The sequence below is a fragment of the Alteromonas gracilis genome, from assembly GCF_036870955.2.
Classification (GTDB): Bacteria; Pseudomonadota; Gammaproteobacteria; order Enterobacterales; family Alteromonadaceae; genus Alteromonas; species Alteromonas gracilis_A.
Genome location: NZ_CP145482.2, coordinates 345062 through 361612, shown reverse-complemented (window position 1 = coordinate 361612; position 16551 = coordinate 345062). Strand labels below are relative to the sequence as shown.

At 45.8% G+C, this 16551-nt stretch carries 9 protein-coding genes, 2 tRNA genes, 3 rRNA genes and 1 pseudogene; 3 read left to right on the top strand and 12 right to left on the bottom strand.

Going from position 1 to position 16551, the window contains the following annotated elements:
- Positions 1–18: 18 nt before the first annotated feature.
- Both rplC and rpsJ read right to left on the bottom strand, forming a co-directional pair.
- The gene (rplC, locus tag V6N89_RS01710) at positions 19–657 is read right to left on the bottom strand and encodes a 50S ribosomal protein L3 (protein WP_014947975.1); all 639 of its coding nucleotides are present in this window, start codon (positions 655–657) and stop codon (positions 19–21) included.
- Between the two features lie 18 nt (positions 658–675).
- Positions 676–987, bottom strand: a complete 312-nt coding sequence (gene rpsJ / locus V6N89_RS01705) for a 30S ribosomal protein S10 (RefSeq protein ID WP_010179497.1) — start codon at positions 985–987, stop codon at positions 676–678.
- A 573-nt stretch (positions 988–1560) separates the two neighbouring features.
- Between rpsJ and V6N89_RS01700 the strand changes: the two are divergent.
- Positions 1561–3779: pseudogene (locus V6N89_RS01700) on the top strand (GspE/PulE family protein).
- An 80-nt stretch (positions 3780–3859) separates the two neighbouring features.
- Here the strand turns inward: V6N89_RS01700 and acnA are convergent.
- Positions 3860–6577, bottom strand: a complete 2718-nt coding sequence (acnA, locus tag V6N89_RS01695) for an aconitate hydratase AcnA (protein ID WP_346993318.1) — start codon at positions 6575–6577, stop codon at positions 3860–3862.
- Positions 6578–6925: 348 nt separating this feature from the next.
- On the opposite strand from acnA, the gene V6N89_RS01690 reads away from it, so the two are divergent.
- Positions 6926–7387, top strand: coding sequence for a cupin domain-containing protein (locus tag V6N89_RS01690; protein ID WP_338519863.1), 462 nt, complete (start codon positions 6926–6928; stop codon positions 7385–7387).
- 182 nt (positions 7388–7569) lie between these two features.
- Positions 7570–8316, top strand: coding sequence for a 2,3-diphosphoglycerate-dependent phosphoglycerate mutase (gpmA, locus tag V6N89_RS01685; RefSeq protein ID WP_338519862.1), 747 nt, complete (start codon positions 7570–7572; stop codon positions 8314–8316).
- Positions 8317–8379: 63 nt separating this feature from the next.
- Here the strand turns inward: gpmA and V6N89_RS01680 are convergent, their stop codons facing one another.
- The 9 genes from V6N89_RS01680 to V6N89_RS01640 all read right to left on the bottom strand — a co-directional run bounded on the left by V6N89_RS01680 (position 8380) and on the right by V6N89_RS01640 (position 16387).
- Positions 8380–9381, bottom strand: a complete 1002-nt coding sequence (locus V6N89_RS01680) for a branched-chain amino acid aminotransferase (protein ID WP_346993317.1) — start codon at positions 9379–9381, stop codon at positions 8380–8382.
- Positions 9382–9592: 211 nt separating this feature from the next.
- Complete coding sequence (locus V6N89_RS01675; protein WP_346993316.1) at positions 9593–9715, bottom strand: hypothetical protein; 123 nt, start codon at positions 9713–9715, stop codon at positions 9593–9595.
- An 89-nt stretch (positions 9716–9804) separates the two neighbouring features.
- Positions 9805–10128: a PH domain-containing protein gene (locus tag V6N89_RS01670; RefSeq protein WP_338519860.1), complete on the bottom strand. Its 324-nt coding sequence runs from the start codon at positions 10126–10128 to the stop codon at positions 9805–9807.
- 43 nt (positions 10129–10171) lie between these two features.
- Positions 10172–10639, bottom strand: a complete 468-nt coding sequence (locus V6N89_RS01665) for a hypothetical protein (protein ID WP_338519859.1) — start codon at positions 10637–10639, stop codon at positions 10172–10174.
- Positions 10640–11108: 469 nt separating this feature from the next.
- A 5S ribosomal RNA gene (gene rrf, locus V6N89_RS01660) occupies positions 11109–11224 on the bottom strand.
- A 119-nt stretch (positions 11225–11343) separates the two neighbouring features.
- A 23S ribosomal RNA gene (locus V6N89_RS01655) occupies positions 11344–14217 on the bottom strand.
- Positions 14218–14622: 405 nt separating this feature from the next.
- Positions 14623–14699, bottom strand: a tRNA-Ile gene (locus V6N89_RS01650).
- 1 nt (position 14700) lies between these two features.
- Positions 14701–14776: transfer RNA gene (locus tag V6N89_RS01645), tRNA-Ala, on the bottom strand.
- Between the two features lie 78 nt (positions 14777–14854).
- Positions 14855–16387: ribosomal RNA gene (locus V6N89_RS01640) — 16S ribosomal RNA — on the bottom strand.
- Together the 16S, 23S and 5S rRNA genes with 2 tRNA genes alongside form the textbook arrangement of a ribosomal RNA operon.
- Positions 16388–16551 lie beyond the last annotated feature (164 nt).

Here is a 16551-nt window from a genome sequence, read left to right as displayed (position 1 = left end):
CAGTTCACTCCCCAGACGTTACGCTTTAACAGCTGGCTTTACGATTACATCGTTGCCAGTTGCGCCAGGTACGGCACCTTTAACTAGGATAAGGCCGTTCTCTACGTCAACACGTACAACTTCCAAAGACTGAGTAGTCACTTGCTTGTTACCAAGCTGACCAGCCATTTTCTTGCCTTTGAATACTTTACCTGGTGATTGGTTTTGACCAATTGAACCAGGAGCACGGTGTGACAAAGAGTTACCGTGTGTCATACGCTGAGAACTGAAGTTCCAGCGTTTGATAGCACCTTGGAAACCTTTACCTTTTGATGTACCAGTTACATCAATCTTTTTGGTGTCGTTAAAGATTTCAACAGTGATTTCACTGCCTACTTCAATATCGGCACCTTCGTTTTCTTCTAGGCGGAATTCTACTAGAGTGCGTCCAGCTTCAACACCAGCTTTAGCAAAGTGACCTGCTTCAGCTTTGTTGATGCGGTTAGCTTTCTTAGTTCCAGCAGTAACCTGAAGAGCGCGATAACCGTCAGTTTCCTCAGTACGAAGCTGAGTAACGCGGTTTGGGGTCGCTTCAATAACAGTCACAGGGATAGACGTACCATCTTCAGTGAAGATGCGAGTCATACCCACTTTACGACCGACTAGACCAATCGCCATTGTTATAACCCTCTCTTATTAGCCCAGGCTGATTTGAACATCAACGCCAGCAGCCAAGTCCAAACGCATCAACGCGTCAACTGTTTTATCAGTTGGCTCGATGATGTCTACCAAACGCTTGTGAGTACGGATTTCATATTGATCACGCGCGTCTTTGTTAACGTGCGGAGAAATCAGAACTGTATAGCGTTCTTTGCGAGTAGGTAGAGGAATAGGACCACTTACCTGAGCACCAGTGCGTTTCGCAGTTTCAACGATTTCAGCCGTAGACTGATCGATCAACTTGTGATCAAACGCTTTCAAACGAATGCGAATTCTTTGATTTGGCATCGATTAAGCTCCAATCGAAAGAACAAAAAAATTCACCCTTTCTCTTCCATTTATTCCGGAAAGAAAGGATGTGCGTAAACCGATGGTTCCCAATTGGAACCCTGTTCTTTTTTCTAGCACGCCAGCAACAGGCTAATCAGTAAAGATGAATCCGTTACTTCGGCAACCACCCTAAAAGCAGTGAGGTCGCGGCTAAAAATTACATGCCCTAATTGGGCAGTGGGCGCGAATTATACAGAAAGGAGACTGTAATGCAAGGCCAAGTTTGCTTTTTGTACGAAATAGTTGTGCATTTCTTGATCGCTGTGTATTCACTGCCGTTGCCAATCTGATTAGTCGACTTTACCAACTAAAAATACGTTGCTATCTCTCAATTACATTTACTCATGTAATGTTAAATATCGACATCGTCGTCGAACTTGTCGCGTTTATATACTATACGAATGTATGTAAGCTTCTATAAGTAGTATTGTTCGTTTCGTGGTATAAATAGTAATAGATTGGATGATCAGTAAATTCCGGCTATGCGTAGCATTCACACGGAGCGTGTAAAACACTTTGAATTGAGAAGATATGGAAGTAGTAGATAATCAACAAACGTTTGCTCAAATAAAGCGCATTTTAAACAATCACTCTACGCTATTAGATGCGTACAGTGTGCTTGAGCCCATCATTTTAGATTTGTTCGATGCACAGCGTATGAGTATTTTTCAGCGACGCAGGCAGCATCAAGATTTAGTCGCGCGGTTTAAAACAGGAAAAGAGACGTTAGAAATTAAAGTTCCTATTAGTCCAATGTCGATTGCGGGCTATGTTGCGCTGTCTCAAAAAGCGATTATCGTTGCTGACCCCTATAACCCGTCGTTACTTCAAAACATTCACCCTCGTCTGCGCTTTGCCGATAAGTTTGATAAGGATAATGATTTCAAAACGCAAAATATTCTGTGCGTACCTATTTTAAATGCAGGCGTACTGATGGGCGTTATTCAAATCATCAACAAGAATTCTGGTCCGTTTTCCGATGATGATCTACAACTTGGTAATGCATTAGCACTGATACTCGGTGATAAATTCCGATTCGAACTTGGCGGAACCAATAATCCTTTTGACCTACTTGTTCACAAAGGGCTAATAGAAGAAGCTGCGTTAAAGGAATTACAAGAAACTACGCCTGATATCCGCGCACTGGTGCAGCGACTCATTTCTGAGTACCGCATTGCTGAACAGGAAATTGGCAATTCGCTCTCTATTCACTATCAAGTGCCTTTTATCGGGTACCTTCCAGAAAAATATCACAAGTTCGAAAACGACAGCCGTTTAAATGTGTCGTATTTGAAGCGCAACTATGTAGCAGTGATTGCTGATGCCCATGACAAACCCATAGTGTTGATGGCTGAGCCAAATAATGCGGCGCTGTTGATGGAAATTGAAAGCGCCATGGGTATCGACACCTATGAAATAGCGGTCAGTCTACCTAACTTAGTACTTCAATATTTAGGCGAAAATAGCGGTGGCGGTGCACCGGGTGAAATGAGCGAAATTCTTGATGAAATTGGCTCGTCCACCGAAGAAAAAGAAGACCAAGTTGATGAACTATCAGATGATGCACCTGCGGTAGTTCGCTTGGTAAGCCGCATACTTCATGACGCTAAGCGCCTCAATGCTTCAGATATCCATATCGACCCTGAAAAAAACGCCCCGACGCGCGTACGTATGCGTATAGACGGCGTTTGTCGCGATATGAACCAAGTGCCTAACTCGCACCACAGTGCGGTTATTGCTCGTATTAAAATTATGTCAAATCTTAACATTGCCGAAAAGCGCGTGCCGCAGGACGGTAAGTTAGCGTTTAAGATGAACGGTCAACTTGTTGAGGTGCGTGTAGCTACCATACCGACGGTAGCTGGCGAAGGTGTGGTTATGCGTATATTGGCATCAGGCGGTGCCATGCCAATTGATAAAATGAACCTTGCACCCAACAACCGCGCTCGCCTTGAGGAAATGATTAAGAAGCCCCACGGCATATTGCTCGTTGTGGGCCCCACAGGTTCAGGTAAAACCACTACGCTGCACGCTATCTTAGGCTACGTAAACACGCCTGAGAAAAAGATTTGGACAGCGGAAGACCCGGTAGAGATTACGCAACCGGGTTTACAGCAAGTACAGGTGAGCCCCAAAATAGGCTTTACTTTTGCCAATGCGCTAAGAGCATTCTTGCGTGCTGACCCTGATATTATTCTTATTGGTGAGATGCGTGACAAAGAGACTGCACACGCAGGCATCGAGGCCTCGCTAACTAGGTCACTTGGTGTTATCGACGCTTCACACCAACTCTGCGCCAGAAACCATAACCCGACTTCTCGACTTAGGCCTTGATCCGGTTAACTTCTCTGACGCCTGTGTGGGTATTTTGGCTCAACGTCTTGTTCGAACCTTGTGCGGGCATTGCAAAGAAAAGTATGTTGCTACAGAAACAGACCTAGCGTTTATCGAGCGCCAATATGGTAAAGAGCACATTCATGAACTGAACATTAATGGCCCACTTGAGCTTTATCGTGCCAAAGGATGCGAAGAATGCGGCAACACAGGCTATAAAGGCCGTACCGGCTGTTCACGAGTTGCTGGGCATGACACAGGAGCTGCGGTCATTGGTATACAAAGAAGCCAGTGTTAACGACATGAAGAAACAAGCCGCAAACGATGGTATGCGTACCTTGGTACAAGACGCTATATTTAAGGTAATCAAAGGCGATACCGACCTAGCACAGGTACAAATTGTGGGTGGCGAATAGCGTCTTTCCTATTGCCAAAAAAGCCCAGCAATGCTGGGCTTTTTTATAAGTCTTAGGTCATTGATAGCATGGCATAGCCATTACTTCTTCAAATATTCCCGAATTACATAATGCAGTATTCCGCCATTCTCGAAGTAAGTGAACTCGTTCGAGGTATCGATTCGGATATCCATCATAAATGACGTAGTCTTACCCTCATCTGTTTTGACTGTTACGCCAACCTCTTTTTGCCCGCGCGATACGGTTTCGATGGAGTAAGATTCATCACCTTTTAAACCCAAAGACGTTGCGCTGTCACCATCTTTAAACTGTAAGGGTAATATGCCCATACCTATTAGATTAGAGCGGTGGATACGCTCATAGCTCTCAGCTAGCACAGCTTTAACCCCCATTAACGAGGGCCCCTTCGCAGCCCAATCGCGGCTTGACCCTGTTCCGTACTCTTTACCGCCTATAACAATAGCAGGCACACCATCGTCTTTGTAGCGCATAGCGGCGTGAAAGATTGACATGCTATCGCCACTTGAATAATGCGTCGTTGCACTTCCCTTCGTACCAGGAGCAAGTTGATTTTGAAGGCGTACGTTGGCAAACGTACCACGCATCATGACTTCGTGATTACCACGTCTGGAGCCATATGAGTTAAAGTCATTTGGCTCCACTCCCTGTGCCTGCAAATACTCCCCTGCTGGACTGTCTTTAGCGATGGCGCCAGCAGGTGAAATATGATCGGTAGTAATAGAGTCACCCACTTTGACTAAGCACCGAGCATTCTCTATAGATTTGAGTGCTTCAGGCTCTTTACCCATGACTTCAAAGAAAGGCGGATGTTTGATGTAAGTAGACTCAGGCCAGTCGTAAACGGACGTTTTGCTTACTTCAAGTGTATTCCACTCACCGCTGCCTTTAAACACGTCAGCATACTTAGCTTTAAATAACTCGTCGGTTACGTTTTCTGCTATATATTGCTGAATTTCTTCTTCCGTTGGCCAGATGTCTTTCAAATAAACCGGAGAACCATCATCCGCTTGGCCTAGCGGCTCTTTGGTAATATCAATATTCATATTACCAGCTAATGCATAAGCAACGACCAGTGGTGGCGACGCTAGATAGTTCGCCGCTACATCAGGATGGATCCTGCCTTCGAAATTACGGTTACCAGATAAAACAGACGTCACTGTGAGCTTCGCTTTTCGTATAGCGTCTGTGATGGCATCGGGTAATGGTCCTGAGTTACCAATACAAGTAGTACATCCATATCCCACCAGGTTAAAGCCCAGCGCTTCCAGAGGGTCCATTAAACCGGCGTCTTCTAAGTATTGCGTAACGACTTGTGAACCAGGTGCAAGTGATGTTTTTACCCAAGGCTTACGCGTGAGGCCTTTTGCTGCAGCATTTCTAGCAAGCAGACCTGCGCCAACTAACACTGATGGGTTTGAGGTATTCGTACAACTCGTGATCGCAGCAATTACAATGGCGCCATCCTCTAGGTTGAACTTGCTTCCTCTAAATTCTACGAAGGAATCGTGATCTTCATCAATTTCAGCATTGGCGCCTAGGCCACCTTCAGCCACAAAGTCTGCTTCTTCATCTTGCACTTTGATATCTATTTGCGAACGATGCCATTCTTTAAATGCACTGGCTGCTTGGTCTAGTGCTATCTTGTCTTGTGGGCGTTTGGGGCCCGCAATAGAGGGCACTACATCATTCAGGTCGAGGGAGAGCGTTTCATGGTATTGTGCGTCCTTCGTGTGTTCGTCGTGCCAAAGGTGACTAAATTTAGCGTAAGACTCTACAAGTGCAATTTGCTGCTCATCTCTACCAGTAAGCTTGAGATAATCTAAGGCAACGTCATCAATTGGGAAAATACCGCACGTTGCGCCGTATTCCGGTGCCATGTTGGCGATAGTTGCTCTATCTGCCGTTGTTAAGTGCTTCAGGCCTGGGCCATAAAACTCAACAAATTTTCCAACTACGCCGTGTTCACGCAGCTGTTTTGTAATAGTAAGCACCATATCTGTAGCCGTAACGCCAGCAGGCAGCTTGCCAGAAAGCTTAAAACCTACAACTTTAGGTAGCAGCATGGTTACAGGTTGCCCCAACATTGCTGCCTCGGCCTCAATTCCTCCTACACCCCAGCCTAGCACGCCAAGACCATTTATCATGGTTGTGTGCGAATCTGTACCGACCAAGGTATCTGGATACACTAAAGTTTCGCCGCTCTCTTCCTTAGTAAAGGCACAACGAGCTAAATATTCTAAGTTAACTTGGTGGACAATACCGCGACCAGGAGGCACGACTTTAAAGTTGTCAAAGCTCGATTGCCCCCATTTTAAGAACTGATAGCGCTCTTTATTTCGCTCAATTTCAATATCCGTATTCTTTTCAAGTGCATTGTCTTCTGCGAAGTGGTCAACCATAACGGAATGGTCAATAACCAACTCGACAGGATTAAGAGGGTTTATAGCCTGAGCATCTCCTCCTAATCTATCAACCGCATCTCTCATTGCAGCTAAGTCCACTATTGCAGGTACGCCCGTGAAGTCTTGCAAAATGACACGTGCGGGAACAAAAGATACCTCATGATCTTTATGATTACTGATGTCCCATTTGGCTACTTGTTCAATATCCTCGCTATTAACAAACTCCTCGTCCTCATGACGGATCAAGTTCTCAAGTAGTATTTTTATGCAAAAAGGGAGGCGGTCGAGGGCGTATTGCTTTCCAATGTCGTCAAAGTTTACTGCTTTATAGGTATTACCATTTACCTCAAGCTGTGAAAAAGACTTATATCTCATACGCTCTTCATCCTTATTTGCCTGTTAAAAAATAATAGCTAGCGCGCTACGCCGCGTTTTTGTCGGCAGCACAGCCATGCATGTTGCAATTGCGCTAAACGCTATCAGTTGCAATCAACCGACTGGTTGTCATGACAACTTTGTGATGTTTGTACGCTATGAATATGAAATAAAGTTCACATTTGATTGTAATGCAACCTGTTTCGATGACCGCCTTTTCATTTACATCTGAGTAACATTTTTATTTTCTTACAATGGAACAAAAGGTATGCTTTAGGCATATTAGAACAGTCTCGCGCAAAGCTGCATTAAGCGCCTTACAAGAGACGACTTGATTTTGACTTGAGCATGAACCATCCATTAGTAAAAAAATATGATTTGAGCCCACACCCAGAAGGTGGCTTTTATCGCCAAGTATTCCAATCTGAACACAAGACATCCTCTTTTGTTCACGGAGAAAGCAGGCCCGCACTTACCCACATTTACTTTTTGTTATTAAAAGGGCAAGTGAGCCGCTTTCATCGTGTTTTGCATGATGAAGTATGGAATCACTACGAAGGTGCACCGCTTCAACTTTTGCAACTGCATAAGCAACAGCTTTGGGAACGTCGGATTGGTGGTGAAGGACACGAATATGTGGAAGTTGTGAGTGCGGGCCATTTTCAAGCAGCGCAGAGTATGGGGGACTATTCTCTTGTTGGATGTACTGTAGCGCCAGGTTTTGATTTTGCTGACTTTAGTTTTATAGAGGAGCCTTCTATGAAACAGTGGCTTGATGTAGCGCACCCTGACCTCTCGCGATTCATTTAACGTTACCCATCTTTGACATCACTTGTCGTACCTGCATTTTTGTCGGTAGAGAAACTGGATTTTTTAGTGCCGATCAAGGATGATAACGGCAGTTTTTAAATATACGTCTGAACGTCTATATACGATTCGTGATATTGGCACTTCTCAGACTATCTCACTATAACGCCGCAGGTAACCCAACTATGTATAAATTGGTACTTATTCGTCATGGCGAGAGTCAGTGGAACTTAGAAAACCGTTTCACAGGCTGGCACGACGTTGATTTGACTGACACTGGCGTAGCGCAAGCGAAAACCGCTGGTCAGCTACTTAAAGATGCAGGATTTGCATTTGATCAGGCTTACACGTCTGTATTATTACGCGCCATTAAAACGCTTAACATTGCTCTTGAAGAGATGGGTCAGCACTATTTACCTGTTGAGCGTCACTGGCGCTTAAATGAACGTCACTATGGTGCGCTTACTGGTTTAGATAAGGCAGAGACCGCAGCAAAACACGGTGAAGAGCAAGTAAAGATTTGGCGTCGCAGCTTCGATATTCCACCTCCAGCGGTTGAAGACGAAAGCGAACACTTCCCAGGTCACGATCCGCGTTACAGCCAGGTAGATGCAGACATCCTTCCTCGCGGAGAAAGCTTGAAGCTAACTATCGAGCGTGTACTTCCATATTGGCACGATGTAATTCGTCCAGATATTCAAGCAGGCAAACGTGTCATTATTGCGGCTCACGGCAATAGCCTACGCGCGCTGGTTAAATACTTAGACGGTATGTCTGATGAAGAAGTACTTGGTTTAAATATTCCTACTGGTGTTCCTCTAGTTTACGAACTAGATGAGAACTTAAAGCCAATTTCAAAAGAATACTTAGGCGATCCAGAAGCCATTAAGGCGATGATGGATGCTGTTGCTAAGCAAGGTAAAGCAAAATAAGCCGTAACCGTTTAGATACAAAAAAGCCTGCTTATGCAGGCTTTTTATTTGTGTCCCAACGAACTAGCGAGGTACTTTCACCAACCAGTTGTGAGTATCCTCTGCTTTACCCCATTGGATATCATTTAGCGCCTGTCTTAACTTCATGGTTACCGGGCCAGCCTCACCACTTCCAACCTGATACTCTTTATCGTTGTGGATAAATGTACCTACCGGCGTAAGAACAGCCGCAGTACCTGAAAGTGCCGCTTCAGTATTAGGTTTTGCTGAACGTTCTAGCAATTCATCTACAGTGATATCACGCTCGCTAACCTTCATGCCGTGATCTTTAGCAATTTGAAGTACTGTTGCACGTGTCACGCCGTGCAAGAAACTAGAATCTAACCCTTTAGTAATGATTTCATCACCGTCAATAAGTAAGAAGTTAGCTGCACCCGTTTCTTGAACATCGCCGTTAGGGCAAAACAATATCTGGTCTGCCTGCACTTCAGCACGCGCTTTTAAAATAGGAGGTAATGCACTGGCATAATTACCACCGCTCTTAACCATTCCCATATGCGGTGCACAACGCATCCCTGTTTCATCAAGCAGTAAGCGAAGTGGTTTTGCACCGCCCGCAAAGTAATCACCTACTGGCGATAACAATACATACAACATTGAGCTTGCTGATGGCGCTGCTGCTTTACCGATAGACGCTTCGGTACCGATATGCGTAGGGCGGATATACATGGAGCCTGGAGGCTCAGGTACTTCAGACGCGTATTTCGCTACAATATCAATAATCATCTTTTCTACTTGCGCTTTGTCTATTTCAGGCAAGTTAAGAAGACGGCTACTTTGAGCAAAACGCTCAATGTTTTTATCCATTCTAAAAATATTGATACTGCCATCTTCGTGCTTAAATGCTTTCAAGCCTTCAAAACAAGTACTTGAATAATGAAGCACATGTGCACCAGGATGCAATTTAATGCTGTCTGCGCTGACAAATTCGGTGTCAGTCCACTTATCGTTGACAAAGGTAGCAAGTGCCATTTGTGGCATAAATACTGTACCGAATACGGCCATTGGTTCGTCCTATTTACTTCGACTAAAAAAATATCCGGTAGAGTTTACCAAAAATTGCTCACTTTGCTAAAAGTAAGTAGGTTCTATTGGCGCTTTTATTTTCTAAGATCGTCTAGAAATACTGACGGCAAAACAAATTCAAAATTCAAAAACAAAAAAGCCAGCTATTAAAGCTGGCTAATTGACGTTAAACGGCAAATATGAATATCTGCTATTTTCCTTCCAGTGCCTTCTCTAGCAATAGCTCTATGCGTTTAACACTTTCAATAAGTGCCTTCATATCACTTTGTTCATCGCTTTTCTGTTCTGTTACGGCGTTGCTACCCGTTAACAACTTATCTTTTTGCGCCAGGATGGTCTCTCTAAAAGTATCAGCCTCATTGATTCCAATCAGTGAGACTAAAGCGCCTTGGGCAGATTGACCTAAGCAGTCTCAAAAGAAAGCCGATAGAGATTGAAGACGCGCATTAGCGGCCCTTGCACCATAGCAACATCGGTTATTTTCTCTAATGGAATAGACTTCTCTTCTTTGTTAAAAACACCCCGCTTAACCACTAGCTTTCGCTCTGTCACAATAGCGGACATTGCAGCAAGTATTTTACCGCTGATCACGAAAAATAGCGGGATAGAAATAATCAAGAAAGGTATTCCTACTATTGTGAGAGTAGACACTAACAATAAACTTATAAGCCAGTAAGTTTTTACCGCTGGGTTAAAGGTCGCATTAATTATTATTTTTTCAGACATTATAAGTTCCTTGTTGTAATAGTTAGTTCAACGCTAACACGCCTTAAAAATGGTAAACAACCTGTACGTTACCATCAAAGCGCTTTTCATCATTCTGAGATTCTTTACCGTAGCCCGCTTCTGCACGAAAAGCCCAGCCTTCTCTCCCCTGATTCAAACGATATTCGTAAGATAGACCTAAGCCTTGCGTTGTTTGAGCATCAGTAAATACTATTCGAAGAGGTGGGCAAGAGTCGTCAGCCTCGCATGGATAATTTGCATCTCTTGCACCTACAGCCCCAATAAAAACACCAAATACATGATGACCATATTGCTTTTCTGCGCCAACAGTAAACCCGTCATCAAGCCCCACTTTGTAGTTCGCATAAAATTCGATGTCGTTATATGTAGTCGATACAGTCGGTATCAAAAAGAATGGCCAGCCTGCGCTGACGCTCATATTGACGCCTTGAGCATAGGCGGTTGAAGAAAAACAAAGAAGTGTTATTAGAAACCCGATATGTTTACGCATGATATTCCTTTAGTACGATTAATATCTAATAAATATAACCACTTTTAAGTGAACTTAAGGTGAACAAAGACACATTCAATTTGATTAAATATAAAGGGTTTTATGGAAGAGGTTATCCCCAAATTGCGTTAAAAGTGTAAGCAAATAATATGAAACATTAAATTACAGTACATTAAGCAATTGGCTATATTTGTAAGGCTTTTGAACAGACACAAAAAAAGCCCTTGTCGTCAGACAAGGGCTTTTCTTTAATTAGGACCTGGCAGTGTCCTAGCTCACTTGGGGGTGAGGAACGCTGCACCGCAGGTGCATGACGGATGCCTAATGGCATTCGGCAAGTGATGAACGGTCGAGCTCTGCGAGACCATGGAAGCCCCTTCGGGATGGCTGACCGCGGGAGTAGCACGTTAGTGCTAGTCCTTAAAGCAAAAAACCCAGCTTTCGCTGGGTTCTTTGTTTTAGAATTAGGACCTGGCAGTGTCCTACTCTCACATGGGGAAGCCCCACACTACCATCGGCGCTAATACGTTTCACTTCTGAGTTCGGAATGGGGTCAGGTGGTACCGTATCGCTATGGCTGCCAGGAAAAACTGGTAACAATTTGGGAAAGATAATATTAATTCAATCAGTGAGTAACTACTTTTCACTCTACTTACTTTAGCTTGTCTACAACACTCAAAAGCCTAAAGCTTTTTGGGCGTTGTATGGTTAAGCCTCTCGGGCAATTAGTACAGGTTAGCTTAACGCCTTACAACGCTTCCACACCCTGCCTATCAACGTCATCGTCTATAACAACCCTTCCAGACCTTAAAGGTCAGGGATGACTCATCTTTGGGCCGGCTTCCCGCTTAGATGCTTTCAGCGGTTATCCGTTCCGAACATAGCTACCGGGCAATGCCATTGGCATGACAACCCGAACACCAGCGGTTCGTCCACTCCGGTCCTCTCGTACTAGGAGCAGCTCCCATCAATCATCCAACGCCCACACCAGATAGGGACCGAACTGTCTCACGACGTTCTAAACCCAGCTCGCGTACCACTTTAAATGGCGAACAGCCATACCCTTGGGACCGACTTCAGCCCCAGGATGTGATGAGCCGACATCGAGGTGCCAAACACCGCCGTCGATATGAACTCTTGGGCGGTATCAGCCTGTTATCCCCGGAGTACCTTTTATCCGTTGAGCGATGGCCCTTCCATACAGAACCACCGGATCACTATGACCTACTTTCGTACCTGCTCGACGTGTCTGTCTCGCAGTTAAGCTAGCTTATGCCATTGCACTAACCTCACGATGTCCGACCGTGATTAGCTAACCTTCGTGCTCCTCCGTTACTATTTGGGAGGAGACCGCCCCAGTCAAACTACCCACCAGACACTGTCCACAATCCCGATTAGGGACCTATGTTAGAACATCAAACATACAAGGGTGGTATTTCAAGGACGGCTCCACACAATCTAGCGACTGTGCTTCAAAGCCTCCCACCTATCCTACACATGTAGGTTCAATGTTCAGTGCCAAGCTGTAGTAAAGGTTCACGGGGTCTTTCCGTCTAGGTGCGGGTACACAGCATCTTCACTGCGATTTCAATTTCACTGAGTCTCGGGTGGAGACAGCGTGGCCATGGTTACACCATTCGTGCAGGTCGGAACTTACCCGACAAGGAATTTCGCTACCTTAGGACCGTTATAGTTACGGCCGCCGTTTACCGGGGCTTCGATCAAGAGCTTCGTACGAACTAACCCCATCAATTAACCTTCCGGCACCGGGCAGGTGTCACACCCTATACGTCCTCTTACGAGTTTGCAGAGTGCTGTGTTTTTAATAAACAGTCCCAGCCACCTGGTCACTGCGGCCCCCATCTGCTTACCACGTAAAGTGTTCACAAACAGGGGCGTACCTTCTCCCGAAGTTACGGTACAATTTTGCCGAGTTCCTTCACCCGAGTTCTCTCAAGCGCCTTAGTATTCTCTACCTGACCACCTGTGTCGGTTTGGGGTACGGTTCATATAATCATAAGTTTAGAAGCTTTTCCTGGAAGCAGGGCATCAACAACTTCACCACCTTGGTGGCTCGTCTCGCGTCTCAGCTTTAAGTGTCCGGATTTACCTAAACACTCGGCCTACTCGCTTTCACTTGGACAACCAACGCCAAGCTTGCCTAGCCTTCTCCGTCCCTCCATCACTGATTATATAAGTACGGGAATATTAACCCGTTTCCCATCGACTACGCATTTCTGCCTCGCCTTAGGGGCCGACTTACCCTGCCCTGATTAGCATGGGACAGGAAACCTTGGTCTTCCGGCGTGGGAGTTTTTCACTCCCATTATCGTTACTCATGTCAGCATTCGCACTTGTGATATGTCCAGCAAGCTTTACAACTCACCTTCATCCACTTACACAACGCTCCCCTACCCAGCATGTAAACATGCTGCCGCAGCTTCGGTATATTGCTTAGCCCCGTTACATCTTCCGCGCAGGCCGACTCGACTAGTGAGCTATTACGCTTTCTTTAAAGGGTGGCTGCTTCTAAGCCAACCTCCTAGCTGTCTATGCCTTCCCACATCGTTTCCCACTTAGCAATATTTTGGGACCTTAGCTGGCGGTCTGGGTTGTTTCCCTCTCCACGACGGACGTTAGCACCCGCCGTGTGTCTCCCGGATAGTTCTCATTGGTATTCGGAGTTTGCAAAGGGTTGGTAAGTCGGGATGACCCCCTAGCCTTAACAGTGCTCTACCCCCAATGGAATTCGTCCGAGGCTCTACCTAAATAGATTTCGGGGAGAACCAGCTATCTCCCGGTTTGATTGGCCTTTCACCCCCAGCCACAGGTCATCCCCTAACTTTTCAACGTTAGTGGGTTCGGTCCTCCAGTTGATGTTACTCAACCTTCAACCTGCCCATGGCTAGATCACCGGGTTTCGGGTCTATACCTAGCAACTAAACGCGCAGTTAACACTCGCTTTCGCTACGGCTCCGTTATTCACTTAACCTTGCTACTAAATATAAGTCGCTGACCCATTATACAAAAGGTACGCAGTCACCCCGAAGGGCTCCCACTGCTTGTACGTATACGGTTTCAGGTTCTATTTCACTCCCCTCACAGGGGTTCTTTTCGCCTTTCCCTCACGGTACTGGTTCACTATCGGTCAGTTAGGAGTATTTAGCCTTGGAGGATGGTCCCCCCATATTCAGTCAAGATAACACGTGTCCCGACCTACTCGATTTCACTATAAAGAACTCGTCGTGTACGGGGCTATCACCCTGTATCGCTCCTCTTCCCAAAGGATTCCACTAAATTCTAAACAGCTTAAGGGCTGCTCCCCGTTCGCTCGCCGCTACTAGGGGAATCTCGGTTGATTTCTTTTCCTAAGGGTACTTAGATGTTTCAGTTCCCCTCGTTCGCCTCGTTACACTATGTATTCATGCAACGATACCTATAAATAGGTGGGTTTCCCCATTCGGACATCTGTGGCTCAAATGCATTTTGTCGGCTCACCACAGCTTTTCGCAGACTTACACGTCCTTCATCGCCTCTAACTGCCAAGGCATCCACCGTATACGCTTCGTCACTTAACCATACAACCCCAAACAGCCTTTTGACTTCTGCCTGAGTTATGTCGCATGAATGACAAGCTAATCGGAAGAATTGCCTTGTTATCAAATCATCGATTGATAACAAGCAATTCAGTCAAGTAGAGTAAAAAGTCATCTTTCGATTTCTCAGTTACTCAATTTTGATTGATTACTATTAATATCAGCTTTCCAAATTGTTAAAGAACGTTAGATGTTTCCTGCAAAAGCAGTACTTTCATCCTTAGAGTAAAAAACCCTAATCAATGCTTACTGAAACAGTAAATATTCATTAGGATTTAAATTCCGTTTTGACATTTTTGCCATCTATTTCTTGCTTAGACAAGGCATCGGATTGCGTAGCGTGCTAGTAGCACGTGAGCGATACGATAACGCAGTATAAGTAAGAAATGGTAGGCTTGGGCAGACTTGAACTGCCGACCTCACCCTTATCAGGGGTGCGCTCTAACCAGCTGAGCTACAAGCCTGTGGTGGAGCTAAGCAGGATCGAACTGCTGACCTCCTGAATGCAAATCAGGCGCTCTCCCAGCTGAGCTATAGCCCCATAAACTTGTGTCGTTCTTCGTTTTAAACAAGACTATCTGTGTAGGCACTGCATCAAGTGCGTCTATCGACGTAATGGTAAGGAGGTGATCCAACCCCAGGTTCCCCTAGGGTTACCTTGTTACGACTTCACCCCAGTCATGAAACACAAAGTGGTAATCGTCCTCCCGAAGGTTAGACTAACTACTTCTTTTGCATCCCACTCCCATGGTGTGACGGGCGGTGTGTACAAGGCCCGGGAACGTATTCACCGCAGTATTCTGACCTGCGATTACTAGCGATTCCGACTTCATGGAGTCGAGTTGCAGACTCCAATCCGGACTACGACATTCTTTAAGGGGTCCGCTCCACATCACTGTCTCGCTTCCCTCTGTAAATGCCATTGTAGCACGTGTGTAGCCCTACACGTAAGGGCCATGATGACTTGACGTCGTCCCCACCTTCCTCCGGTTTGTCACCAGCAGTCTCCTTAGAGTGCCCAACTTAATGCTGGCAACTAAGGACAAGGGTTGCGCTCGTTGCGGGACTTAACCCAACATCTCACGACACGAGCTGACGACAGCCATGCAGCACCTGTGTCAGAGTTCCCGAAGGCACCAATCTATCTCTAGAAAGTTCTCTGCATGTCAAGTGTAGGTAAGGTTCTTCGCGTTGCATCGAATTAAACCACATGCTCCACCGCTTGTGCGGGCCCCCGTCAATTCATTTGAGTTTTAACCTTGCGGCCGTACTCCCCAGGCGGTCTACTTAGCGCGTTAGCTTCGCTACTCACGATTTAAAATCACAAACAGCTAGTAGACAGCGTTTACGGTGTGGACTACCAGGGTATCTAATCCTGTTCGCTACCCACACTTTCGCACATGAGCGTCAGTCTTTGGCCAGGGAGTCGCCTTCGCCACTGATGTTCCTCCAGATATCTACGCATTTCACCGCTACACCTGGAATTCCACTCCCCTCTCCAAGACTCTAGTCTGCCAGTTCTAAATGACCATCCCAGGTTGAGCCCGGGGCTTTCACATCTAGCTTAACAAACCGCCTGCGTGCGCTTTACGCCCAGTAATTCCGATTAACGCTCGCACCCTCCGTATTACCGCGGCTGCTGGCACGGAGTTAGCTTATGCTTCTTCTGTTGTTAACGTCACGGCTAGCAGGTATTAACTACTAACTTTTCCTCACAACTGAAAGTGCTTTACAACCCGAAGGCCTTCTTCACACACGCGGCATGGCTGCATCAGGGTTTCCCCCATTGTGCAATATTCCCCACTGCTGCCTCCCGTAGGAGTCTGGGCCGTGTCTCAGTCCCAGTGTGGCTGATCTTCCTCTCAGAACAGCTAGAGATCGTCGCCTTGGTAAGCCTTTACCTTACCAACTAGCTAATCTCACTTGGGCCTCTCTTTGCGCCGGAGCCTAAGCCCCGTTTGGTCCGAAGACATTATGCGGTATTAGCAGTCGTTTCCAACTGTTATCCCCCTCGCAAAGGCAAGTTCCCAAGCATTACTCACCCGTCCGCCACTCGTCAGCGATGTGCAAGCACATCCTGTTACCGTTCGACTTGCATGTGTTAGGCCTGCCGCCAGCGTTCAATCTGAGCCATGATCAAACTCTTCAATTAAATATATCGAAATATGAATCGTCGTTGTGACACTCTTAACGAGTGCCCACACAGATTGTCTTGTCTAAATTTTTAAAGAACATTCACTAGAAGCTTTGCTTCTTAGTGACTCACCCTGTTCGAGTGAGGTGCGTATTATACGCTGGAAGTTTTCGTTGTCAACA

Excerpts from the sequence above, each read along its gene's own strand:
- rplC (WP_014947975.1), bottom strand. The coding sequence starts at position 657 with ATGGCGATTGGTCTAGTCGGTCGTAAAGTGGGTATGACTCGCATCTTC.
- V6N89_RS01665 (WP_338519859.1), bottom strand. The coding sequence starts at position 10,639 with ATGCGTAAACATATCGGGTTTCTAATAACACTTCTTTGTTTTTCTTCA.
- V6N89_RS01680 (WP_346993317.1), bottom strand. The coding sequence starts at position 9,381 with ATGGCCGTATTCGGTACAGTATTTATGCCACAAATGGCACTTGCTACC.
- V6N89_RS01690 (WP_338519863.1), top strand. The coding sequence starts at position 6,926 with ATGAACCATCCATTAGTAAAAAAATATGATTTGAGCCCACACCCAGAA.
- rpsJ (WP_010179497.1), bottom strand. The coding sequence starts at position 987 with ATGCCAAATCAAAGAATTCGCATTCGTTTGAAAGCGTTTGATCACAAG.
- gpmA (WP_338519862.1), top strand. The coding sequence starts at position 7,570 with ATGTATAAATTGGTACTTATTCGTCATGGCGAGAGTCAGTGGAACTTA.
- V6N89_RS01670 (WP_338519860.1), bottom strand. The coding sequence starts at position 10,128 with ATGTCTGAAAAAATAATAATTAATGCGACCTTTAACCCAGCGGTAAAA.
- acnA (WP_346993318.1), bottom strand. The coding sequence starts at position 6,577 with ATGAGATATAAGTCTTTTTCACAGCTTGAGGTAAATGGTAATACCTAT.